17 protein-coding genes are annotated in these 22,809 nt (G+C 71.9%); 9 read left to right on the plus strand and 8 right to left on the minus strand.

Annotated elements, in window-relative coordinates:
• Positions 1–42 precede the first annotated feature (42 nt).
• Positions 43–1,110, plus strand: coding sequence for a DivIVA domain-containing protein (locus tag AB0E83_RS19870; RefSeq protein ID WP_362113109.1), 1,068 nt, complete (start codon positions 43–45; stop codon positions 1,108–1,110).
• 582 nt (positions 1,111–1,692) lie between these two features.
• Here AB0E83_RS19870 and ileS read toward each other — a convergent pair.
• Positions 1,693–4,836, minus strand: coding sequence for an isoleucine--tRNA ligase (ileS, locus tag AB0E83_RS19875; protein ID WP_362113112.1), 3,144 nt, complete (start codon positions 4,834–4,836; stop codon positions 1,693–1,695).
• 558 nt (positions 4,837–5,394) lie between these two features.
• Between ileS and AB0E83_RS19880 the strand changes: the two genes are divergently transcribed.
• The 4 genes from AB0E83_RS19880 to AB0E83_RS19895 all read left to right on the plus strand — a co-directional run bounded on the left by AB0E83_RS19880 (position 5,395) and on the right by AB0E83_RS19895 (position 8,581).
• Positions 5,395–6,426, plus strand: coding sequence for a TraR/DksA C4-type zinc finger protein (locus tag AB0E83_RS19880; RefSeq protein WP_362113115.1), 1,032 nt, complete (start codon positions 5,395–5,397; stop codon positions 6,424–6,426).
• A gap of 127 nt (positions 6,427–6,553) precedes the next feature.
• A complete protein-coding gene (lspA, locus tag AB0E83_RS19885) occupies positions 6,554–7,132 on the plus strand; it encodes a signal peptidase II (RefSeq protein ID WP_362113118.1) in 579 nt (192 codons plus the stop codon).
• A gap of 43 nt (positions 7,133–7,175) precedes the next feature.
• Positions 7,176–8,117 carry an RluA family pseudouridine synthase gene (locus tag AB0E83_RS19890; protein WP_362113121.1) on the plus strand — a complete coding sequence of 314 codons (942 nt, stop codon included), beginning with the start codon at positions 7,176–7,178 and terminating at the stop codon, positions 8,115–8,117.
• Positions 8,114–8,581: a GNAT family N-acetyltransferase gene (locus AB0E83_RS19895; RefSeq protein ID WP_362113124.1), complete on the plus strand. Its 468-nt coding sequence runs from the start codon at positions 8,114–8,116 to the stop codon at positions 8,579–8,581. Before AB0E83_RS19890 ends, AB0E83_RS19895 begins: the two co-directional genes overlap by 4 nt.
• Positions 8,582–8,683: 102 nt before the next feature.
• Here AB0E83_RS19895 and AB0E83_RS19900 read toward each other — a convergent pair whose 3' ends face one another.
• The gene (locus tag AB0E83_RS19900) at positions 8,684–8,872 is read right to left on the minus strand and encodes a hypothetical protein (RefSeq protein ID WP_362113127.1); all 189 of its coding nucleotides are present in this window, start codon (positions 8,870–8,872) and stop codon (positions 8,684–8,686) included.
• A 76-nt stretch (positions 8,873–8,948) separates the two neighbouring features.
• Between AB0E83_RS19900 and AB0E83_RS19905 the strand changes: the two genes are divergently transcribed.
• Both AB0E83_RS19905 and AB0E83_RS19910 read left to right on the plus strand, forming a co-directional pair.
• Positions 8,949–10,535 (plus strand): Na+/H+ antiporter, encoded by a 1,587-nt coding sequence (locus AB0E83_RS19905; RefSeq protein ID WP_362113130.1) that lies wholly within the window; start codon positions 8,949–8,951, stop codon positions 10,533–10,535.
• 48 nt (positions 10,536–10,583) lie between these two features.
• Positions 10,584–11,162, plus strand: a complete 579-nt coding sequence (locus AB0E83_RS19910; RefSeq protein ID WP_362113133.1) for a dienelactone hydrolase family protein — start codon at positions 10,584–10,586, stop codon at positions 11,160–11,162.
• 63 nt (positions 11,163–11,225) lie between these two features.
• Here AB0E83_RS19910 and AB0E83_RS19915 read toward each other — a convergent pair whose 3' ends face one another.
• From AB0E83_RS19915 to AB0E83_RS19935, 5 genes are all read right to left on the minus strand, one after another.
• Positions 11,226–12,182 (minus strand): zinc metalloprotease, encoded by a 957-nt coding sequence (locus AB0E83_RS19915; RefSeq protein ID WP_362113136.1) that lies wholly within the window; start codon positions 12,180–12,182, stop codon positions 11,226–11,228.
• Positions 12,183–12,509: 327 nt separating this feature from the next.
• Positions 12,510–14,159: an alkaline phosphatase D family protein gene (locus AB0E83_RS19920; RefSeq protein WP_362113139.1), complete on the minus strand. Its 1,650-nt coding sequence runs from the start codon at positions 14,157–14,159 to the stop codon at positions 12,510–12,512.
• Between the two features lie 187 nt (positions 14,160–14,346).
• Positions 14,347–15,162 (minus strand): DsbA family protein, encoded by an 816-nt coding sequence (locus AB0E83_RS19925; protein WP_362113142.1) that lies wholly within the window; start codon positions 15,160–15,162, stop codon positions 14,347–14,349.
• 54 nt (positions 15,163–15,216) lie between these two features.
• Complete coding sequence (locus tag AB0E83_RS19930; protein WP_362113145.1) at positions 15,217–15,900, minus strand: hypothetical protein; 684 nt, start codon at positions 15,898–15,900, stop codon at positions 15,217–15,219.
• Between the two features lie 70 nt (positions 15,901–15,970).
• Positions 15,971–17,296 carry a DUF2252 domain-containing protein gene (locus AB0E83_RS19935; protein ID WP_362113148.1) on the minus strand — a complete coding sequence of 442 codons (1,326 nt, stop codon included), beginning with the start codon at positions 17,294–17,296 and terminating at the stop codon, positions 15,971–15,973.
• Positions 17,297–17,501: 205 nt separating this feature from the next.
• Between AB0E83_RS19935 and dnaE the strand changes: the two genes are divergently transcribed.
• The gene (dnaE, locus tag AB0E83_RS19940) at positions 17,502–21,041 is read left to right on the plus strand and encodes a DNA polymerase III subunit alpha (protein ID WP_362113151.1); all 3,540 of its coding nucleotides are present in this window, start codon (positions 17,502–17,504) and stop codon (positions 21,039–21,041) included.
• A 70-nt stretch (positions 21,042–21,111) separates the two neighbouring features.
• Here dnaE and AB0E83_RS19945 read toward each other — a convergent pair whose 3' ends face one another.
• Positions 21,112–21,285: a hypothetical protein gene (locus tag AB0E83_RS19945; protein WP_362113154.1), complete on the minus strand. Its 174-nt coding sequence runs from the start codon at positions 21,283–21,285 to the stop codon at positions 21,112–21,114.
• A 235-nt stretch (positions 21,286–21,520) separates the two neighbouring features.
• Here AB0E83_RS19945 and AB0E83_RS19950 point away from each other — a divergent pair, with 235 nt between their 5' ends.
• Positions 21,521–22,801 (plus strand): NYN domain-containing protein, encoded by a 1,281-nt coding sequence (locus tag AB0E83_RS19950; protein ID WP_362113157.1) that lies wholly within the window; start codon positions 21,521–21,523, stop codon positions 22,799–22,801.
• Positions 22,802–22,809: the final 8 nt, after the last annotated feature.

The raw sequence follows: 22,809 nt of genomic DNA on the forward strand, positions 1-22,809 counted from the left end.
GGTCCTGCCGACTGCCGACGACTACGTAGAGGTGAAGAAGAGATGCCGCTGACCCCCGAGGACGTGCGGAACAAGCAGTTCACGACCGTCCGCCTGCGAGAAGGCTATGACGAGGACGAGGTCGATGCCTTTCTCGACGAGGTCGAGGCCGAGCTGACCCGCCTGCTCCGCGAGAACGAGGACCTGCGCGCCAAGCTGGCCGCCGCCACGCGCGCGGCCGCGCAGAACCAGCAGCAGGCCATGCGCAAGCCGCCGGAGCCGCAGGACAACCGTCCCGGTCCCGGCGCCCCCGTGCCCGCCGCCATATCCGGTCCGCCGGTCCAGCAGCAGCCGCCGCAGATGGGCCCGCCGCAGCTGCCTTCCGGCGCTCCTCAGCTTCCCGCCGGCCCCATGCAGGGCGGACCCATGGGTCCGGGCCCGATGCAGGGCGGTCCGATGGGTCCCGGCCCGATGCAGGGCGGCCCCATGGGTCACCCGCAGCAGCAGATGCAGCCGCAGCCGCCGCAGCAGCCCGGTGGCGACAGCGCCGCCCGCGTGCTCTCGCTGGCGCAGCAGACCGCCGACCAGGCGATCGCCGAGGCCCGCTCCGAGGCCAACAAGATCGTCGGCGAGGCGCGCTCCCGCGCCGAGGGCCTGGAGCGGGACGCCCGCGCCAAGGCGGACGCGCTGGAGCGGGACGCGCAGGAGAAGCACCGCGTCGCGATGGGCTCCCTGGAGTCCGCCCGCGCCACGCTGGAGCGCAAGGTCGAGGACCTGCGCGGCTTCGAGCGCGAGTACCGGACCCGTCTGAAGTCCTACCTGGAGTCGCAGCTGCGTCAGCTGGAGACCCAGGCGGACGACTCGCTGGCCCCGCCGCGGACCCCGGCGACGGCCTCGCTGCCGCCGGCCCCGTCCATGGCGTCCGCCGGCGCGAGCGCCCCGTCGTACGGCGGCAACGGCCCGATGGGCGGCGGTCCGTCCATGGGCGGCGCCCCGTCCTACGGCGGTCAGCAGCAGATGTCCCCGGCGATGACGCAGCCGATGGCGCCGGTGCGGCCGCAGGCGCCGCAGCCGATGCAGCAGGCGCCGGCGCCGATGCGGGGCTTTCTGATCGACGAGGACGACAACTGAGGCGGCGACTGAACGTGCGGTGAGCACGTAGCCGTCGGCAGCCGAAGGGCCAGGCCTGGATCCCCAGGACCTGGCCCTTCGCCGTACCCACGAAACCCGCCCGGGCTGCGCCCGCCGTCCCCTGTGGCCTGCGCCCGGCGTCCCCGCGTGGGCTGCGCCTGGCGTCCCGTGTGGGCTGCGCCCGCCGTCCCTGTGGGCAATCGTCCCGCTGGGGGTCCCCCCTGGACGAAGTCCTTGGGGGAGGGACGGGTGGGCACAGGGACGGCGCCCTGTGCCGGGCCAAGGCTTTCCGGGCCTGAACCCGCACCCCTTGTACGACGCCGTACCGGTGCGGGTCCAGGCGCATGTGCGGAGGCACCCGCAAGGGTGCCGTTCCGTTGTGCCCACCCTCCCCCAAGGACTTCGTCCAGGGGGGACCCCCAGCCCCAGCGGAACGATTGCCCACAACGAAACGGCGGGCGCAGCCCACAGCGGGATGGGGCGCGGCGGCACCGTAACCGGCCCCGCCGGCGCGGCCCACAACGGAGTGGTGGGGTGGCGGCGCCGGCCGTTCTGGAGGGGGGCGGGCGCCGCCGGCGTGGGTCAGGCCTTGCGGAGGTGGAAGGTGAGGGCGAGGGGGGCGTCCTGGACGGCGGGACCGTACGCCGCGTCCGGCTCGCCCTGCGCGTAGTCCGTCGCCAGGACCTCGTCCGCGATCAGGTCCGCGTGGACCGTCAGCGCCTCCGCCGTCTCCTCCGACGTGGAGGTCCAGCGCAGCGCGATGCGGTCGGCGACGTCGAGGCCGCTGTTCTTGCGGGCCTCCTGGATCAGGCGGATCGCGTCCCGGGCCAGGCCGGCGCGGCGCAGCTCGGGGGTGATCTCCAGGTCCAGGGCGACCGTCGCGCCGGAGTCGGAGGCGACCGACCAGCCCTCGCGCGGGGTCTCCGTGATGATGATCTCCTCGGGGGTGACGGTGATCGTCTCGCCGTTCACCTCCAGGCTCGCCTCGCCGTCCCGCAGGGCCAGCGCCAGCGCCGCCGCGTCGGCCGCGGCGACGGCCTTGGCGACGTCCTGGACGCCCTTGCCGAAGCGCTTGCCGAGCGCGCGGAAGTTCGCCTTGGCGGTGGTGTCGACGAGGCTGCCGCCGACCTCGGAGAGGGAGGCCAGGGAGGAGACGTTGAGCTCCTCCGTGATCTGGGCCTGGAGCTCCGGGGAGAGCGCCGCGAAGCCGTTCGCCGCGACCAGCGCGCGGGAGAGCGGCTGGCGGGTCTTCACGCCGGACTCGGCGCGGGTCGCGCGGCCCAGCTCGACCAGCCGGCGGACCAGCGCCATCTGCTCGGAGAGGGTGCCGTCGATCAGCGCCGCGTCGGCCTCCGGCCAGGTGGCGAGGTGGACCGACTCGGGGGCGTCCGGGGCGACCGGGACGACCAGGTCCTGCCAGACCCGCTCGGTGATGAAGGGGGTCAGCGGGGCCATCAGGCGGGTGACCGTCTCGACGACCTCGTGCAGGGTCCGCAGGGCCGCCTTGTCGCCCTGCCAGAAGCGGCGGCGGGAGCGGCGCACGTACCAGTTGGAGAGGTCGTCGACGAAGGCGGACAGGAGCTTGCCGGTGCGCTGGGTGTCGTACGCCTCCATCGCCTCGGTGGCCTCGGCGACGAGCGTGTTCAGCTCGGACAGCAGCCACCGGTCGAGGACGGAGCGGTCGGCCGGGGCCGGGTCGGCGGCGGACGGCGCCCAGCCGGCCGTACGGGCGTACAGGGCCTGGAAGGCGACCGTGTTCCAGTACGTGAGGAGGGTCTTGCGGACGACCTCCTGGATGGTGCCGTGGCCGACGCGGCGGGCCGCCCAGGGGGAGCCGCCGGCCGCCATGAACCAGCGGACGGCGTCGGCGCCGTGCTGGTCCATGAGCGGGATCGGCTGGAGGATGTTGCCGAGGTGCTTGGACATCTTGCGGCCGTCCTCGGCGAGGATGTGGCCGAGGCAGACCACGTTCTCGTACGAGGACTTGTCGAAGACGAGCGTGCCGACGGCCATCAGCGTGTAGAACCAGCCGCGGGTCTGGTCGATGGCCTCGGAGATGAACTGGGCCGGGTAGCGGCTCTCGAACAGCTCCTTGTTCCGGTACGGGTAGCCGTACTGCGCGAACGGCATGGAGCCGGAGTCGTACCAGGCGTCGATGACCTCGGGGACGCGGACGGCTTCGAGGGAGCAGCCCTCGGCCGGGCACGCGAAGGTGACGTCGTCGATGTACGGCCGGTGCGGGTCGAGGTCCGACTGGTCGGTGCCGGTCAGCTCGGTCAGCTCGGCGCGGGAGCCGACGCAGGTGAGGTGGCCCTCCTCGCAGCGCCAGATCGGCAGCGGGGTGCCCCAGTAGCGGTTGCGGGAGAGCGCCCAGTCGATGTTGTTGTTGAGCCAGTCGCCGAAGCGGCCGTGCTTGACCGACTCGGGGAACCAGTTGGTCTTCTCGTTCTCCTGGAGGAGACGGTCCTTGACGGCGGTCGTACGGATGTACCAGGACGGCTGCGCGTAGTAGAGCAGGGCCGTGTGGCAGCGCCAGCAGTGCGGGTAGCTGTGCTCGTACGGGACGTGCCTGAAGAGCAGGCCGCGGGCGTCGAGGTCGGCGGTGAGCGCCTCGTCGGCCTTCTTGAAGAAGACGCCGCCGACGAGCGGCAGCTCCTCCTCGAAGGTGCCGTCCTGGCGGACCGGGTTGACCATCGGCAGGCCGTACGCCTTGCAGACCTTGAGGTCGTCCTCACCGAAGGCGGGGGACTGGTGGACGAGACCGGTGCCGTCCTCGGTGGTCACGTAGTCGGCGTTGACGACGAAGTGCGCCTCGGCCGGGAACTCGACGAGCTCGAAGGGGCGCCGGTAGGTCCAGCGCTCCATCTCGGCGCCGGTGAAGGACTCGCCGGTGGTGACCCAGCCCTCGCCGAGGGCCTTGTCGAGCAGCGGCTCGGCGACGACGAGCCGCTCGTCGCCGTCGGTGGCGACGACGTAGGTGACCTCGGGGTGGGCGGCGACGGCCGTGTTGGACACCAGGGTCCACGGGGTGGTCGTCCAGACGAGGAGCGCGGCCTTGCCGGCGAGCGGGCCGGAGGTCAGCGGGAAGCGGACGAAGACCGAGGGGTCGACGACCGTCTCGTAGCCCTGCGCCAGCTCGTGGTCGGAGAGGCCGGTGCCGCAGCGGGGGCACCAGGGGGCGACGCGGTGGTCCTGGACGAGGAGGCCCTTGTCGAAGATCTGCTTGAGCGACCACCAGACCGACTCGATGTACGAGGGGTCCATGGTGCGGTAGGCGTCGTCGAGGTCGACCCAGTAGCCCATGCGGGTGGTGAGCTCGGCGAAGGCGTCGGTGTGGCGGGTCACCGACTCGCGGCACTTCGCGTTGAACTCCGCGATGCCGTACTCCTCGATGTCCTTCTTGCCGGAGAAGCCGAGCTCCTTCTCGACGGCGAGCTCCACCGGGAGGCCGTGGCAGTCCCAGCCGGCCTTGCGGGCCACGTGGTAGCCGCGCATGGTGCGGAAGCGGGGGAAGACGTCCTTGAAGACGCGGGCCTCGATGTGGTGGGCGCCGGGCATGCCGTTGGCGGTCGGCGGACCCTCGTAGAAGACCCACTCGGGGCGGCCCTCGGACTGCTCCAGGGTCTTGGCGAAGACCTTGTTCTCCTGCCAGAAGTCGAGCACGGAGTGCTCGAGCGCGGGCAGGTCGACCTGGGCGGGCACCTGGCGGTACTGGGGCGGTGTCATGCGGCGGACTCTCCTCCGGACGGACATTTCCTGCTTCCGTCGGAGGGACGAGAGCAGCGCTCCCGCGGTACCACCCTCCTTGGCTCCGGGCGTGACCGTCCGAAGCCCCCTCATTGGGGTCGCGACACCGGGTCTAGTCACCGCGCTCGCGTACGTGCTCCGCGCGGCTTTCTTCCGGCAGCTCCGGGGTGATGCTTCGCATCGGGCTCGCCCCCGGGCTCTCACCGTCCCCGGATCGCTCATGGCTGCGTACGACGCTACTGGTCCCCATCGACGCCTCTCGCTGAGGCCAGTGTACGGGGCGCGGGGCGCCGGGCCGACCGGATTCCCGGTGACCCGAATGGGCACACGGCGCGGCCCGGAGTTCCGGGGGGCCATGTGGGGGAGGGGGCGGGCGGATAACCCGGCGGGGAGTTGGGCACCTCTTCCCACGGGTCCGCCCCGGGGGCGGCGGGGCGGGCGGAATGGGCGGCGTGCCCCGTTGCCGAGGGCCTTGGGCCGATTTATCGTCCCAGCACGATGCGCGAGCAAGATCACAAAATGTGAAGGGGCCGCGACATGGTGGCGAAGAAGACCGCCGCGAAGCCGTCCCCGGCCGCCGCCGGGGACCCCGGGTCCGCCGGTTCCCGGGGCGACCCCGGGGCCCTGGAGGGCGCGGCCGGGAAGCGGCGGGCGGCGGCCCCGGCGCGCGCGTCGGCGAAGCGGACGTCCGCGGGGAAGGCGACCGCGGGGAAGACGACGGCCGAGAAGGCGGCCGCGGACGAGGCGGCGGAGGCCCCGGCCGGCGCGTCCGCATCGGCCGCGGCGCCGCCCGCGAAGAAGGCCGTCGCGAAAAAGACCGCCGCGAAGAAGGCCGTCGCCGAGAAGGCCACGGCCAAGAAGACGGCTGCCAAGAAGACGGCGGCGAAGAAGACCGCCGGCCCCGGGGCCGGCGCCGGGAAGGCCCCGGCGGCGAAGGCCGCCGCGAAGAAGGCGGTGGCCGGTGAGGCCCCCGGGGTGGCCGGTGAGGCCCCCGGAGGGGGCGGTGCCGGGGCCGAGGCGGCTCCGGCGGGGAAGAAGTCCGTGAAGAAGGCCGTCGGCCGGAAGGCCGCCGCGAAGAAGCAGACAGGAGCCAGGACGGTGGCAGCGAAGAAGACCGCGGGTGGCGTCGTCACGACCGCCGAGGACGAGGCGGCCGTGCCCCCGGCGCGTACCGGGGAGCTCGCGGTACGGCCCGGCGAGGACCCCTGGACGCCCGAGGAGGTCACCGAGGCCCGCAGCGTGCTCCAGGCCGAGGTGCTGCGGCTGCGCAGCGAGCTGGTCCACTCCCAGGAGGAGCTGACCGGGCTGATGCGGGACTCCGGCGACGGCGCCGGCGACGACCAGGCCGACACCGGCACCAAGAACATCACCCGCGAGCACGAGCTGGCCCTGGCCGCCAACGCGCGCGAGATGCTGGAGCAGACCGAGCACGCCCTGGAACGGCTCGACGCGGGCACGTACGGCCTCTGCGAGGTCTGCGGCAAGCCCATCGGCAAGGCCCGCATGCAGGCCTTCCCCCGCGCCACCCTCTGCGTGGAGGACAAGCAGAAGCAGGAGCGGCGCGGCTAGCGCCCCCGGAAGACGGCCCAGGCCGTTCGCGACGTGCGGGAACCGGCGGTACGGGCTGCCGGTCTCGCACGTCTGTGCCGTACCCTCGGTGCACGGTCAGGCAACGAGGTACGAGGGACTCACTCACGTGGCAGAGGCGGAGAGCGTCATCGGTACGCCGGATTCAGCAGGGGCCGAGGACTCGGCCGCCCCCGGAGAGCACGCGGAGGAGCGTCCGAAGGGCAAGCGGCGGATCGTCGCGCTCTTCGTGGTGGCCGTCCTGGCCTACCTGATCGACCTCGGCAGCAAGATCGTCGTGGTGGAGAAGCTGGAGGGCCGCGAGCCGATCAAGGTCATCGGCGACCTGCTCCGCTTCGAGGCGATCCGCAACCCGGGCGCGGCCTTCGGCATGGGCGAGGCGTTCACCATCGTCTTCACCTGCATCGCGGCCGCCGTCATCGTGGTGATCATCCGGCTGGCCCGCAAGCTCTACAGCCTGCCCTGGGCGATCGCGCTCGGCCTGCTGCTCGGCGGCGCGCTGGGCAACCTCACCGACCGGCTGTTCCGCTCGCCGGGCGTCTTCGAGGGCGCGGTCGTGGACTTCATCGCCCCGGCCCACTTCGCCGTCTTCAACCTCGCCGACTCGGCGATCGTCTGCGGCGGCATCCTGATCGTCATCCTGTCCTTCCGGGGCCTGGACCCGGACGGCACCGTCCACAAGGACTGAGCACGCAGGACCGAGCACTCCGGGCACAAGGCATACTCGACGGGTGAGCACGAGTCCCGAGATCCGCACCCTGCCCGTTCCCGATGGCCTGGAGGGCGAGCGCGTCGACGCCGCCATCGCCCGCATGTTCGGGTTTTCCCGTACGAAGGCGGCGGAGCTCGCCGCCTCGGGGAAGGTCCAGGTCGACGGCGCCGTCGTCGGCAAGTCCGAGCGGGTGAGCGGCGGCGCGTGGCTGGAGGTCGAGATGCCGGGCGCGCCCGCGCCCGTGCAGATCGTCGCCGAGCCCGTCGAGGGCATGGAGATCGTCCACGACGACGACGACATCGTGGTGATCACGAAGCCGATCGGGGTCGCCGCCCACCCCAGCCCCGGCTGGACCGGCACCACCGTGATCGGCGGCCTCGCCGCCGCCGGCTACCGGATCTCCACCTCGGGCGCCGCCGAGCGCCAGGGCATCGTGCACCGGCTCGACGTCGGCACCTCCGGCCTGATGGTGGTCGCCAAGTCCGAGTACGCGTACACCTCGCTCAAGCGCCAGTTCAAGGAGCGCACGGTCGACAAGCGCTACCACGCGCTGGTGCAGGGCCACCCGGACCCGCTGAGCGGCACCATCGACGCGCCCATCGGCCGGCACCCGAACCACGACTACAAGTGGGCCGTGACCGCCGACGGCAAGCCGTCCGTCACCCACTACGACCTGATCGAGGCGTACCGGGCGGCCTCCCTGCTCGACATCAAGCTGGAGACCGGCCGCACCCACCAGATCCGGGTGCACATGTCGGCCCACCGCCACCCCTGCGTCGGCGACCTCACCTACGGCGCCGACCCGACCATGGCCAAGCGGCTCGGGCTGACCCGCCAGTGGCTGCACGCGGTCCGGCTCGGCTTCGAGCACCCGGGCGACGGCCAGTGGGTCGAGTTCTCCTCCTCCTACCCGGCCGACCTCCGGACGGCGCTGGACCGGATCGAGGCCGAGAGCCGGTGAGCGGGGCGTACACCGTCCGCGAGGCCGTGGGCGAGGAGGACCTCGAGTTCTGCTTCGCGGTCCGCCGCGAGGTCTTCGTCGAGGAGCAGGGCGTCCCGCGGGAGATCGAGTACGACGCGTACGACGCCACCGCCGTCCACGTCCTCGCGGTCCGCGCGGACGGGGTGCCGCTGGGCACCGGGCGGCTGCTGCACGGCGCCGACGCGACCGGCAAGACCGGCGCGGACGCCTCGGTCGGTTCGCTGGGCCGGCTCGCGGTCGGCAAGGCGGCGCGCGGCCTCGGCGTCGGCGCGGCCCTGGTCAGGGCCATCGAGGACGCGGCACGCGAGCGCGGCCTGGCCGCTGTCGACCTGCACGCCCAGACGCACGCCCTCGGCTTCTACGAGCGGCTGGGGTACGTGGCGTACGGCGGCGAGTTCCCGGACGCGGGCATCCCGCACCGGGCGATGCGGCGGACGCTGTAGCGGTCCCCGGACACGGCTGAGGGCCTGGTCCGGTGGGACAGGCCCTGCGGGAAGGTCCGGGTGGCGGGGTCTCCGGTCCGGGCGCGGTGTGCGGGGGAGGAACTACTTCCAGGTGTGGCAGCCGTGCGGCCGCTCGGACGCGGGGCCGGTGCACTGGCCGCTCTGGCCCCCGCCGTTTCCGCCGTTGGTGGGCGGGTGGGGTGCCGCCAGTGCTGCCGAGCCGGCGCCGAGCACGCCGGTGACCGCCAGCACCAGGGCCGCCGCGCGGCGCCCGATGTGCTGCTTCAGCATGACATCCTCCTGACGAGTGGTCGGAATGTCCCTTTTATGATAGGCGCTCGATCTTCGAGAGGCTGAAGGGGACGCCGTGGACCAGCTCGCTCTGCTGTTCTTGCTGCTGCTCGGGGCGGTGCTCACCGTCCCCCTGGGGGAACGGCTGGGGCTGCCCGCGCCCGTCCTGATGACCCTGCTCGGGATCGTGCTGGCCTTCCTGCCCTTCGTGCCGAACGTCGACATCCCGCCCGAGTTCATCCTCCCGCTGGTGCTGCCGCCGCTGCTCTACGCCTCCGTGCAGCGGACCTCCTGGCGGCAGTTCGCGGCGAACCGGCGGCCGATCTTCCTGTTGGCGGTCGCCCTGGTCTTCGTCACCACGGCCGCCGTGGGCGCGGTCGCGGACGTGCTGGTGCCCGGCATCCCGCTGGCCGCCGCGCTCGCGCTCGGAGCCCTGGTGGCCCCGCCCGACCCGGTCGCGGCGACCGCCGTGGCCGGCTCGCTCGGGCTGCCCCGGCGGCTCGTGTCGATCCTGGAGGGCGAGGGGCTCTTCAACGACGTCACCGCGATCGTGCTCTACCACGTGGCCATCGCGGCGGTGGTGAGCGGCGAGTTCTCCTGGCCGAAGGCGCTGGGCGAGCTGGTCCTCTCGGCGGTCGTGGCGGTCGCGGTCGGCCTCGCGCTCGGCTGGCTCGCCAACAAGCTGATGGGCTTCCTCGGCGACGCCACCCTCCAGACCGGCCTCACCCTCCTCGTCCCCTTCGTCTCCTACGTCCTCGCCGAGGAGCTGCACGGCTCCGGCGTGCTCGCGGTCCTCGTCACCGCCCTCTTCCTCGCCGAGTACGCGGTCGACGCCGACGACGTGATGGGGCGGCTCGCCGGGCAGACCTTCTGGGAGGTCGTCGACACCCTCGTCACCGGCATCGCCTTCGGCCTCATCGGCCTGGAGCTGATCCACGTCTTCGGCGTCGCGGAGGACCGGTTCGGCGAGATGCTGGGCTGGGGCGCGGTGGTCGTCGGCGTGGTCGTCGGGGTCCGGCTGCTGTGGCTGCTGCCGGCCACCTGGCTGGCGAAGCGGCTGCACGACCGGCGGGACGTCGCCGAGGAGATCCCGACGAGCTGGCGGGAGACCGTCGTCATGTGGTGGTCCGGGATGCGCGGGGTGGCCTCGGTCGCGCTGGCCCTCGCCATCCCGCGGACCACCGAGGACGGCTCGCCCTTCCCCGGCCGGGACGAGCTGGTCTTCATCGCCTTCTGCGTGATCCTCGCGACCCTCGTGGTGCAGGGGCTCAGCCTGCCCTGGCTGGTGCGGAAGCTGGGGGTGCGGGCGGACGCGGACGCCGACCGGGCCTTCGAGCGGGAGCTGGCGGTGCGGGCGGCCAAGGCGGCCAAGCGGCGCCTGAAGGAGATCGAGGAGGTCGAGGAGCTGCCCGAGGAGATCGCCGAGCGGCTCCAGCGCGGGGCCTTCGACATCGGGGCGCGGATCAGCCCGGACATGGTGGACGAGGAGCGGCGGGCCGCCTTCACCGAGCGCGTCGAGCGGGTGAAGAGGCTCCAGTCGATCCAGCGGGAGATGATGTCCGCCGCGCGGCACGCCGTCCTCGCGGCGCGCAGCGAGCCGGGGGCCGACCCCGAGGTGGTGGACCGGGTGCTGCGGCAGCTGGACGTCCGCTCGATGCGCTGACCCGCCGGGTCCGGGGGGCCGTCGGCGGCGGGTGGCAGGATGGCGCGCATGGACATCATGCTTTTCCACTCGGTGCACGGGGTGCGCCCGGCCGTCGAGGCCGCCGCCGACCGGCTGCGGGCCGCCGGCCATCAGGTGTGGGTGCCGGACCTCTTCGACGGCTGGACCACCGACTCGGTGGAGGAGGGCATGGCGAAGAAGGACGAGATCGGCTCGGACGAGCTGCTGAAGCGCGCGGTGCTGGCCGCCGCCCCGTACTCGGAGCGCGGCCTCGTCTACGCGGGCTTCTCCTTCGGGGCCTCGGTCGCGCAGACCCTGGCCCTCGGCGACGAGAAGGCGCGCGGGCTGCTGCTCCTCCACGGCACCTCGGACCTCGCGCCGAACGCGTCGGTGGACGCCCTGCCCGTCCAGCTGCACGTGGCCGAGCCGGACCCGTTCGAGACGGACGACTGGCTGTCCGCCTGGTACCTCCAGATGCGGAGGGCCGGGGCGGAGGTGGAGGTCTACCGGTACCGGGGCGCCGGGCACGTCTACACGGACCCGGAGCTGCCGGACTGGGACGCCGAGGCGACGGAGCGGACCTGGGCGATCGCCCTCGACTTCCTCGACGGGCTCGACGAGGACTGAGCGGCACGGGGACGGCCCCCCGGGGATTCCCCGGGGGGCCGTTTCGCGCGCGCGGACGGGCCGTCAGGCGCGGTACGCGGTCCAGTGGTCGTTCATCCGGGTCACCTGGCCCGTGGTGAACTGGTACATGCACGCGTCGTACGTGTAGTCCATGAAGTTGTGGATCGGGTCCACGCCGGCCTTGGAGGCGCAGGAGTCACGGCCGGTCGGGCACTCGTAGGCCGGGGACTTCTCGGCCGGGGTGTCGGCGACGTAGTCGCCGTTGCCCGTGCAGCCGCCCTGGAAGGTGTGGTACAGGCCCATCCAGTGGCCGACCTCGTGGGTGGCGGTGTCGCCCTGGTTGTAGTTGGCCGCCGAGCCGCCCGGCAGGGAGGCGTCGAGCAGCACGACGCCGTCCATGGACGGGTTGGAGTTGTACGAGGACGGGAAGGTCGCCCAGCCGAGCAGGCCGCCGCTGAGGTTGGCGGTGTAGATGTTCAGCGCGTTGGCGCCGCCCTGACGGAGGGTCTGCTTCATCTGCTTCTCGGCGGTGGAGCCGGAGGCCAGGTTGTACCAGGAGGCGTTGTCCGTGTAGGTGGTGCCGGCCAGGGTGAACTGGAAGCCGGTGTTCACGTTGCCGGTGCCCTGGCCGCCGAAGGCCGCGTTGAGCACGTTCATCTGGTTGTTGATGTCCGTGGCGGTCAGCTTGCCGGTCGTGCCGCTGTGGACGACGTGGAAGTAGACCGGGATGGTCGCGCCGGCGGCGGCGGCCGTGGCGGAGAGGCGGCCGTTCGCCTTGAGCTCGGAGAGCTTCTTGCTCAGGTCGGCGTCCATGGCCTTGGCCTGGGCGGCGGAGACCTCGTTGGGCTCGTGGGCGTGGGTGTCGGCGCCCTTCTCCTTGCGGGCGCCGGACAGGGCCTCCGCGTCGTCGTGGCACTCCTCGGCGGAGGCGCCGGCCAGGGTCGGGGAGGCCTGGGCGACGACGGGGGCGGAGAAGGGCGCCAGGGCCAGGGTTCCGGCCAGGACGGCGGTGCCGAGCACACGACGTGAGGTACGCGGCGATATACGGACAAGAGCACGCACAGGTGACTCCTCGCGGGGGGTGGTGGGAGGTACTTCCTCGCCACGGCGGGGAGATTACGCGTTCATGTCAGACACCGTTGAGCGGTGATCAGGCCCAATCATTCGGAGGACAATTCCGGACATCGGGAAGAAAGTTTTGTGCGGCTTCCGGAGTTTGAGACATCGACGTAACGAAACCTGCGCCGGTGGCGGGTGGTGTGTCCGGTTTCGAGCCCCGAGAACCACCACCCGCCGTAGCCGTGTGATCTTCCGTTAACACGAAGGATCATGGCTGAAAATATTCGGTCAGATGACCGGCTGGTACACCCGCTCGACGCGCTGCGTTCCACTGAGCGTTCGGTAGGAGCGGGCCCAGGACGCCGTCGCGGCCGGGTCGCGCTTGTCGGAGACCGTGTAGTAGTCCATCTGCGAGCGCTCGGCGGTCACGTCGAGGACCCCGTAGCCGTGGTGGTCCATGTCCACCCACTTCACGTGCCGGTTGGCCGCCTTCACCGCGCCGGCGGCCACCACCGAGAGCGTGCCCGGCGCCACGTTCAGCAGGTCGTCCAGGTTGTCCGAGGTCACCGAGGTGACCACGAACTCGGTGGCCACCGAGGCGGAGAGCGGGTACGTGGCCGCCCGCGCCGGCACGTCGTTGGCCCACGCCATGTGGATGTCGCCGGTCAGGAAGACGGTGTTCCTGATCGCCCGGGAACTCAGGTGCGCCAGCAGCTCCTTGCGGTCGTCGGTGTAGCCGTCCCACTGGTCGACGTTGACCGCGATCCCCTCGGCCGGCAGCCCGAGGAGCTCGGCGAGCGGTTCGAGCAGATGGGCGGGGAGCGCGCCGAAGGCGACCGGCGAGATCATCACGGAGGTGCCGACCAGCTGCCAGGCGGCGTCCGAACCGGCCAGACCGGCCTTCAGCCAGTCGAGCTGCGCGCGGCCCGTGAGCGTGCGGTCGGGGTCGTCGACCGTGCCGGAGCCCGTCTTCGCCTGGGCCGAGCGGAAGGACCGCAGGTCCAGCAGGTGCAGGTCGGCCAGCTTGCCGAAACGGATCCGGCGGAAGACCGTGCCCTCGGTGGAGGTGCGGACCGGCATCCACTCGAAGTAGGCCCGCTTGGCCGCGGCGACCCGGGCGGCCCAGTCGCCCTCGGCGCCCGGGGTGTGGTTCTCGGCCCCGCCGGTCCAGGCGTCGTTGGCGAACTCGTGGTCGTCCCAGATCGCCACCACCGGGTGGGCCGCGTGCAGCGCCTGGAGGTCCGGGTCCGTCTTGTACCAGCCGTGCCGGGTGCGGTAGTCGGCGAGCGACACGATCTCGTGGCGCGGCTCGTGCGGGCGGACGGTGTCCTTCGCCTCCGGGTAGACCCCGCTCGCGTACTCGTAGAGGTAGTCGCCCAGGTGCAGGACCGCGTCCAGGTCGGCGCGGGCGGCGAGGTGGCGGTACGCGGAGAAGTGGCCGGCCTCGTAGTTGGCGCAGGACACCACGCCGAAGCGGACCCCCGGCACGGCGGCGCCGGCGGGCGGGGCGGTGCGGGTGCGGCCGGCCGCCGAGACGACCCCGTCCGCGGTGAAGCGGAAGAAGTAGGCGGTGGCCGGGCGCAGTCCGCGGACGTCGGCCTTGACCGTGTGGTCGGCGGCGGCGGTCGCGGTGGCCGAGCCGGAGGCGACGACCCGCGCGAAGGAGCGGTCCTCGGCCACCTCCCAGTCGACCCGGACGTCCGCGCCGAGCCCGGAACCGGGCACGGCCTCGGGGGAGGGGGTGACGCGCGTCCACAGCAGGACGCCGTCGGGCAGCGGGTCGCCGGAGGCGACGCCGTGCAGGAAGGCGGGCGCCGGGGCGTCCGCGAGGGCCGGCGCGGCCGCGCCGAGCAGCGCGGGGGTGGCGACGGCGGTGACGGCGGCGGCCTTGACGACCGTGCGCCGCGTGGGGGCAGGAGATATGGAGTGACTGGTCACGGCCAGTCAGATTACTGACGGGTACAAAAGGTTGACAGGCGGAATCCGGAAAGTTCTCCGGGGTTTCGCCCGCGGATCACCACGATCTCCGGACGACCCCCCGCGCAGCCCCTCGTGACGCCGGCGCGGCCCGGCGTCACGAGGGGACGGGCGTCACGAGGGGACGGGCGTCACGAGGGGACGGGCGTCAGCCGCCCAGCGCCGGGGTGAGGGCCGCGTTGAACTCCTCGACCGTCAGCGGCGGGTTGTCCGAACCCGAGGCCGTCAGCGTCTTGCCGTCCATCCTCAGCGTCGGCGTGCCCGTCACGCCGCTCTTGTCGAAGGCCTCGGACATCTTCATCGCCCAGGCGTCGAAGGTGCCGTCCTCGACGTGCTTCTTGAAGGCGGCGTTGCCCTTCAGGGCCGGGACCGTGTCCGCGACCTCCAGCAGGTAGGAGTCCTTGGCGAACTTGTCGTCCTTCTCCTCCGGGTGCCACTTCGCGGAGTAGAGGGCCGCCTTGTAGTCCAGGAAGGCCTCCGGGCTCACGTCGAGCGCCGCGCCCAGTGCCGACAGGGCGTTCTTCGAGCCCTCGCCCTGGTCGAAGGTGTCGATGAAGGTCGCGCCCACGTACTTGATCTTGTACTTGCCGGCCTCGACGTCCTTCTCGACGGTGGAGCCGACCGCCTGCTCGAAGGTCGCGCAGACCGGGCAGCGCGAGTCCTCGTAGAGCTCCAGGGTCTTCTTCGCCGAGTCCTTGCCGATGACGACGGTCGTGCCGTTCGTGCCCTCGGTGTTCTTCGGGGCCGTGACCGACGTGGCCTCGGCCGCGGCCTCCCAGGCGCTGGGCTGGTTGGCCTGGACGACGGCGTAGCCGACACCGCCGGCGACGGCGAGCACCGCCACCGCCGAGACGCCGACGATCAGCTGCCGGCGGGCCCGCTCCTTCTTCGCCTGCGCCTCGCGCTCGGCGCGCAGACGCTCGCGGGCGGCAGCCTTGTTGGCCTGGTTGTTGCGTGCACTCATGATCGTGAATCTCCGGAAGGAAGAAAGGGGGAGGAGAGGACGGGAACCGTGCGCTCAGACGAGAGCGAGCGGTCCCCGCGGCGGTCCCCGCCGCCCCACGGAGTGCACGAGGAGGCGCGTACGGGACGGGCGCGGCCGGGGCTCCGGACGACCCGGGCCGGGCACCGCCGGCCGGTCCGCGCCCGTGAGGGCCCCGAGCAGCTCCAGCGGCCGGAAGGCCGAGGCCGCCGCCGCGCCGAGCAGCCGCGCCAGCGCCCGCTCGCCGCCGCGCAGCCAGGCCGCCGCCGAGAGCCCGACCAGGACGTGGGCGGCGAGCAGCAGCCAGGGCAGCGCCGGGTCGGGGGAGGCGAGCAGCGCGGCGGCCCCGCTCCGGGGCGCGACGACCCCGGGCAGCGGGGTGCCCACGGCCCCGCCGCACAGCACCTCCACCCCGAACGACCGCAGCGCGCCGGAGACCGGCCCGCCGGCGGGGCCGTAACAGACCGCCTGGCCGGAGGTGAAGAGCGTGTCGGCGGCCAGCTCCAGCGGGACGAGCAGCCCCGCGATCGGGCCGAAGCCGCGCTCCCGGCCGGCCAGCGCGAACGCGGCGGCGAAGACGGCGACCGCGACCGGCACGACCGTGCCCAGCGGCAGCGGCGCCCCCGAGAGCAGCACGTGGGACGCCACGGACAGCGTCACGACCAGTGCCGTGAAGACCGCCGCCCGCAGCGCCCTCAGCCGCGTCCCTGCCATGTCCATCGTCGGACGAGTGTGCCACGCCGGGCCGTAAGGGGTCCCTAAGGGGAGGCTGTGCGACCGGGGATCCCGGTCACAGGCCCGGGATCCGGCCGTTGCGGAACAGGTCCACGAAGATCTGGTGGTCGCCGCGCGCGCGGGCCCCGTACGCGTGGGCGAAGTCCACCAGGAGCTCGGTGAAGCCCTCCTCGTCCCGCGCGACGGCCGCGTCGATCGCCCGCTCCGTGGAGAACGGCACCAGCGAGTGCCCGCTGGACTCGTCCGCCGCCGCGTGCATGGTCGCGGTCGCCCGCCCCAGGTCGGCCACGGTCGCCGCGATCTCCTCCCAGTCGTCGATGTCCGACCAGTCCAGATCCACCGCGTACGGCGACACCTCGGCGACCAGCTGCCCGGCCCCGCCCAGCTCCGTCCACCCCAGCCAGGGGTCGGCGTGCGCCTGGAGCGCCCGCTGCGAGATCACCGTCCGGTGCCCCTCGTGGCGGAAGTAGTCCCGCACCGCCGGATCCGTGACGTGCCGCGAGACCGCCGGGGTCTGCGCCTGCTTCATGTAGATCACGACGTCGTTCTCCAGGGCGTCGCTGTGCCCCTCCAGGAGGATGTTGTACGAGGGCAGGCCGGCCGAGCCGATGCCGATCCCGCGCCGCCCGACCACGTCCTTCACCCGGTACGAGTCCGGCCGGACCAGGCTCGACCCGGGCAGGGTCCCCAGATAGCCGTCGAAGGCCGCGAGCACCTGGTGGCGGGTCGCCGCGTCCAGCTCGATCGCCCCGCCGCCGGGCGCGAAGCGGCGCTCGTACGCGCGGATCTCGGTCATCGAGTCGAGCAGCCCGAACCGGGTCATCGCGCGGGCCTGCCGCAGCGCCCCCAGCAGCGCGCCGTCGGCGGTCTCCAGGGTGAAGCCGGGGACCTGGTCCCCCCGGGTGCCGGCGGCCAGCAGGCGGATCCGCTCCCGGTAGGCGGTCGCGTAGGCCCGGACCAGGTGGGTGATCTGGTCATCGCCGAGCGCCTTGGCGTAGCCGAGCAGGGCGAGGGAGGCGGCGAGCCGCTTGAGGTCCCAGGTGAAGGGGCCCACGTACGCCTCGTCGAAGTCGTTCACGTTGAAGACCAGGCGCCCGTGGGCGTCCATGTAGGTGCCGAAGTTCTCCGCGTGCAGATCGCCGTGGATCCAGACCCGGCCGGTCCGCTCGTCCAGGAACGGGCCGCCGGCGGCCTCCTCCTCCAGGTCCTTGTAGAAGAGGCAGGCGGTGCCCCGGTAGAAGGCGAAGGCGGATCCGGCCATCTTCCGGAACTTGACCCGGAAGGCCGCCGGGTCGGCGGCGAGCAGCTCGCCGAAGGCGGTGTCGAAGACGGCGAGGATCTGCTCGCCGCGCTCGGCGGCGGCGGGCTGGGGGACCGGCATCGAGGGTGCCTCCTGAGGGGCGGGAAGGTGCGAGAATGTTCTCGACAATACGGACAGGTGTTCCACGTCTTCCAACGCGCGACCCTAGCCCCCGGTGCCCCGCTCCTGTCACTCGCGCGACGTAGACTTCGACGCTGTCCCCCCGGGAACCGGGGGCCTGGGGGCCGCTCCCCAGAAGATCACAGCATCGCCGGAGGCACCCCTCGTGACCAAGCCGCCCTTCACGCACCTCCACGTCCACACCCAGTACTCCCTGCTGGACGGTGCCGCGCGGCTGAAGGACATGTTCAACGCGTGCAACGAGATGGGCATGACCCACATCGCCATGTCCGACCACGGCAACCTGCACGGGGCGTACGACTTCTTCCACAGCGCCAAGAAGGCCGGCGTGACGCCGATCATCGGCATCGAGGCGTACGTCGCCCCCGAGTCCCGGCGGAACAAGCGCAAGATCCTCTGGGGCCAGCCGCACCAGAAGCGGGACGACGTCTCCGGCTCCGGCGGTTACACCCACAAGACCATCTGGGCGGCGAACGCCACCGGCCTGCACAACCTCTTCAAGCTCTCCTCCGACGCCTACGCCGAGGGCTGGCTCCAGAAGTGGCCCCGGATGGACAAGGAGACCATCTCCCAGTGGTCCGAGGGCCTGATCGCCTCCACCGGCTGCCCCTCCGGCGAGCTCCAGACCCGGCTGCGCCTCGGCCAGTTCGACGAGGCCCTGAAGTCGGCCTCCGAGTACCAGGACATCTTCGGCAAGGACCGCTACTTCCTGGAGCTGATGGACCACGGCATCGAGATCGAGCGCCGGGTCCGCGACGGCCTCCTGGAGATCGGCAAGAAGCTCGGCATCCCGCCCCTGGTCACCAACGACTCGCACTACACCTACGCGCACGAGGCCACCGCCCACGACGCCCTGCTCTGCATCCAGACCGGCAAGAACCTCTCCGACCCGGACCGCTTCAAGTTCGACGGCACCGGCTACTACCTGAAGTCCACGGACGAGATGTACGCCATCGACTCCTCGGACGCCTGGCAGGAGGGGTGCGCCAACACGCTCCTGGTCGCCGAGCAGATCGACACCACCGGCATGTTCGAGGCCAAGAACCTCATGCCGAAGTTCGACATCCCGGAGGGCTACACCGAGGTCAGCTGGTTCCGCGAGGAGACCATGCGCGGCATGCACCGCCGGTTCCCGAACGGCATCCCGGAGGACCGCCTCAAGCAGGTCGAGTACGAGATGGACACCATCATCTCGATGGGCTTCCCCGGCTACTTCCTCGTCGTCGCCGACTTCATCATGTGGGCGAAGAAGCAGGGCATCGCCGTGGGCCCCGGCCGAGGCTCCGCGGCCGGCTCGATCGTCGCGTACGCCATGGGCATCACCGACCTCGACCCGATCCCGCACGGCCTGATCTTCGAGCGCTTCCTCAACCCCGAGCGCATCTCGATGCCCGACGTCGACATCGACTTCGACGAGCGCCGGCGCGTCGAGGTGATCCGGTACGTGACCGAGAAGTACGGCGCCGACAAGGTCGCCATGATCGGCACCTACGGCAAGATCAAGGCCAAGAACGCCATCAAGGACTCCGCGCGCGTCCTCGGCTACCCGTACGCCATGGGCGACCGGCTCACCAAGGCCATGCCCGCCGACGTCCTCGGCAAGGGCATCGACCTCGACGGCATCACCAACCCCTCGCACCCCCGCTACAGCGAGGCCGGCGAGATCCGGGCGATGTACGAGAACGAGCCGGACGTGAAGAAGGTCATCGACACCGCCAAGGGCGTCGAGGGCCTGGTCCGCCAGATGGGCGTGCACGCCGCCGGCGTCATCATGTCCAGCGAGCCGATCGTCGACCACGCCCCGATCTGGGTGCGCCACACCGACGGCGTCACCATCACGCAGTGGGACTACCCGCAGTGCGAGTCGCTCGGCCTGCTGAAGATGGACTTCCTCGGCCTGCGCAACCTCACGATCATGGACGACGCCGTCAAGATGGTGAAGGCCAACAAGGGGATCGACCTCGACCTCCTGGCCCTGCCGCTCGACGACCCCAAGACCTTCGAACTGCTCCAGCGCGGCGACACCCTCGGCGTCTTCCAGTTCGACGGCGGCCCCATGCGGTCCCTGCTCCGGCTGATGAAGCCCGACAACTTCGAAGACATCTCCGCCGTGTCCGCGCTCTACCGCCCGGGCCCGATGGGCATGAACTCGCACACCAACTACGCCCTGCGCAAGAACGGCCAGCAGGAGATCACCCCGATCCACCCGGAGCTGGAGGAGCCGCTCAAGGAGGTCCTGGACGTCACCTACGGCCTGATCGTCTACCAGGAGCAGGTGCAGAAGGCCGCCCAGATCATCGCCGGCTACTCGCTCGGCGAGGCCGACATCCTCCGCCGCGTCATGGGCAAGAAGAAGCCCGACGAGCTGGCGAAGAACTTCACCATCTTCCAGGCCGGCGCCAAGAAGAACGGCTACAGCGACGAGGCCATCCAGGCCCTCTGGGACGTGCTGGTCCCCTTCGCCGGCTACGCCTTCAACAAGGCCCACTCCGCCGCGTACGGCCTGGTCTCCTACTGGACCGCCTACCTCAAGGCGAACTACCCCGCCGAGTACATGGCGGGCCTGCTGACCTCGGTCAAGGACGACAAGGACAAGTCCGCGGTCTACCTCAACGAGTGCCGCCGCATGGGCATCAAGGTCCTCCCGCCGAACGTGAACGAGTCGGAGGCGAACTTCGCCGCCCAGGGCGACGACGTCATCCTCTTCGGCCTCACCGCCGTCCGGAACGTCGGCGCCAACGTCGTCGAGTCGATCATCAAGAGCCGCAAGGCCAAGGGGAAGTACTCCTCCTTCCCCGACTTCCTCGACAAGGTCGAGGCCGTGGTCTGCAACAAGCGCACCATCGAGTCGCTGATCAAGGCCGGCGCCTTCGACAGCATGGGCCACACCCGCAAGGGCCTCGTCGCCCAGCACGAGCCCATGATCGACAACGTGGTGGCGGTCAAGCGCAAGGAGGCCGAGGGACAGTTCGACCTCTTCGGCGGCATGGGCGAGGAGGAGAGCGACGAGCCCGGCTTCGGCCTCGACGTCACCTTCACCGAGGACGAGTGGGACAAGACCTACCTCCTCGCGCAGGAGCGCGAGATGCTCGGCCTGTACGTCTCCGACCACCCGCTCTTCGGCCTGGAGCACGTCCTCTCCGACAAGACCGACGCCGGCATCTCCCAGCTCACCGGCGGCGAGCACGCGGACGGCGCGGTCGTCACCATCGGCGGCATCATCTCCGGCCTCCAGCGGAAGATGACCAAGCAGGGCAACGCCTGGGCCATCGCCACCGTCGAGGACCTGGCCGGCTCCATCGAGTGCATGTTCTTCCCCGCCACCTACCAGCTGGTCTCCACCCAGCTCGTCGAGGACGCCGTCGTCTTCGTCAAGGGCCGGCTCGACAAGCGCGAGGACGTCCCCCGTCTGGTCGCCATGGAGCTGATGGTCCCCGACCTCTCCAACGCCGGGGCCAACGCCCCCGTCGTCCTCACCATCCCGGCGCTCAAGGTCACCCCGCCGATGGTGAGCCGTCTCGGTGAGATCCTCCGCCACCACAAGGGCAACACCGAGGTACGGATCAAGCTCCAGGGCCCCCGCACCACCACCGTGCTCCGCCTCGACCGGCACCGGGTCCAGCCCGACCCCGCCCTCTTCGGCGATCTGAAGGTGCTGCTCGGCCCCTCCTGCCTGGCCGGATAGCCCGCCCGCGCGCACGCGCAAGGGGCGCGCCCGTCGTCACGGGCGCGCCCCTTTGCCGTCGGCTCGGGCGTCAGTTGTGGCCGAAGCGCTTCTGACGGCCCTTCCGTGCCATGTCGCCCGGGGTGACCTGGGAGGCACGCTGCTCGGCCTGGGACTCCATCGACGACTGCTGCGCCTGCTGGGCACCGCGCTCGGCCGGCGACTGCTGCTGCTTCTGACGGTTCTGGTTGCGGTTCTTGGCCATGGGGATGATGCCTCCTCGAAGGGATCTAGGGGCCAGGGCCGCTGTCAGACTCACACACGGGACAAACCGCCGCATGTTGGATCATTACGGTGTGTGAGAAGACCCCGGGCCGGGACGGCGGGAGCGTCCGCCACGCCGAAGATCCAGTTCCGGCCGTCAAGCCCCCGGCGGTCGGGCAGACTCGAAGGAACCCGGAACACCTGAGATCCCGAGTCCGGCCGAGATCCGAAAGAGGGTGGAGCACGTGGACCGATGCGTCGTCCTGGTGGACGCCGGCTATCTGCTGGGAGCCGCCGCCAGCCTGCTCGCCGGGGACTCGGCGCGTTCCCGCATCAGCGTGGACCACGCCGGACTCGTCCAGCAGCTGCGCGAACGGGCCGAGATCGAGACCGGCCTCCCGCTGCTGCGGATCTACTGGTTCGACGGCGCCCCCGACCGGGTGCCCCAGCCCGAGCACCGCCGGCTGCGCGTGATGCCCCGGGTCACCGTCCGGCTCGGCGCCCTGACCCGCAGCGACGGCCGCTGGGCCCAGAAGGGCGTCGACGCGGCCATGCACACCGAGCTCACCGAGCTCGCCCGCAACCGCGCCTGCACCGACATCGTCCTCGTCACCGGCGACGGCGACCTGCTCCCCGGCCTGATGTCCGCCAAGGAGCACGGCGTCGCCGTCCACCTCTGGGCCGTCCAGGCCGCCGACGGCGACTACAACCAGTCCGAGGACCTGGTCGCCGAGGCCGACGAGCGCCGCGTCCTCGACCGGACCTGGATCACCCGGGCCGTCCGGGCCAAGGACCTCACCGGCGTCTGCGCCCCGCCGCCGGTGCCCCGCCCCGAGATCGCCGCCATCCTCTCCGCGCCGCTCCCCGAGTCCGCCCTCGCCTCCGCCGGGCGGGCCGCCGGGACCGCCGCGCGCGACGACCGGCCGGCCGCCGACGGGGCCCCCGCGCCCGCCGCCGACGGCCACGGGCCCGCCGCCGTCCCGGCCCCCGCCGCCGGCAAGGCCGTGCCCACCCCCAAGGACCTGGCCGGCCTGCGCCCCGCCGCCGCCCCGCACCCCACCGCGCCCCAGCCGGCCAGCGCCCTGCGCTGGTCCTCCGACCGGGGCTGGGTCGAGCGGCCCGCCACCGCCCTCGGCGAACCGCCCGAGACCGCCTCGCTGCCCACCCTCGCCCAGCTCACCAGCGCCGAGCAGCGCTGGGCCGACCGCGAGGAGGACATCACCACCGTCGGCGGCGACCCCTTCGAGGTCGGACAGGTGTTCGCCCGGCGGTGGCTGGAGCGGCTCCCCGAGCAGAGCCACGTCCAGAAGCTCTCCGTCCTCTACCCCCGCATCCCCCACCGCATCGACGGCGAACTCCTCCGCTACGCCGCCCGGTTCGGCCTCCTCGCGCACAAGGACGACCAGATCGACGAGCACGACCGCTACGCCATCCGCGCCGGCTTCTGGCGCGAGATCGACGTCCGCGCCGCCGCCGAACACGCCCCCGCGCCCGGAGCGGGACCGGCGACCCCGTAGGCTCTTCC

Source organism: Streptomyces sp. NPDC035033 (assembly GCF_040636735.1).
Lineage (GTDB): Bacteria > Actinomycetota > Actinomycetes > Streptomycetales > Streptomycetaceae > Streptomyces.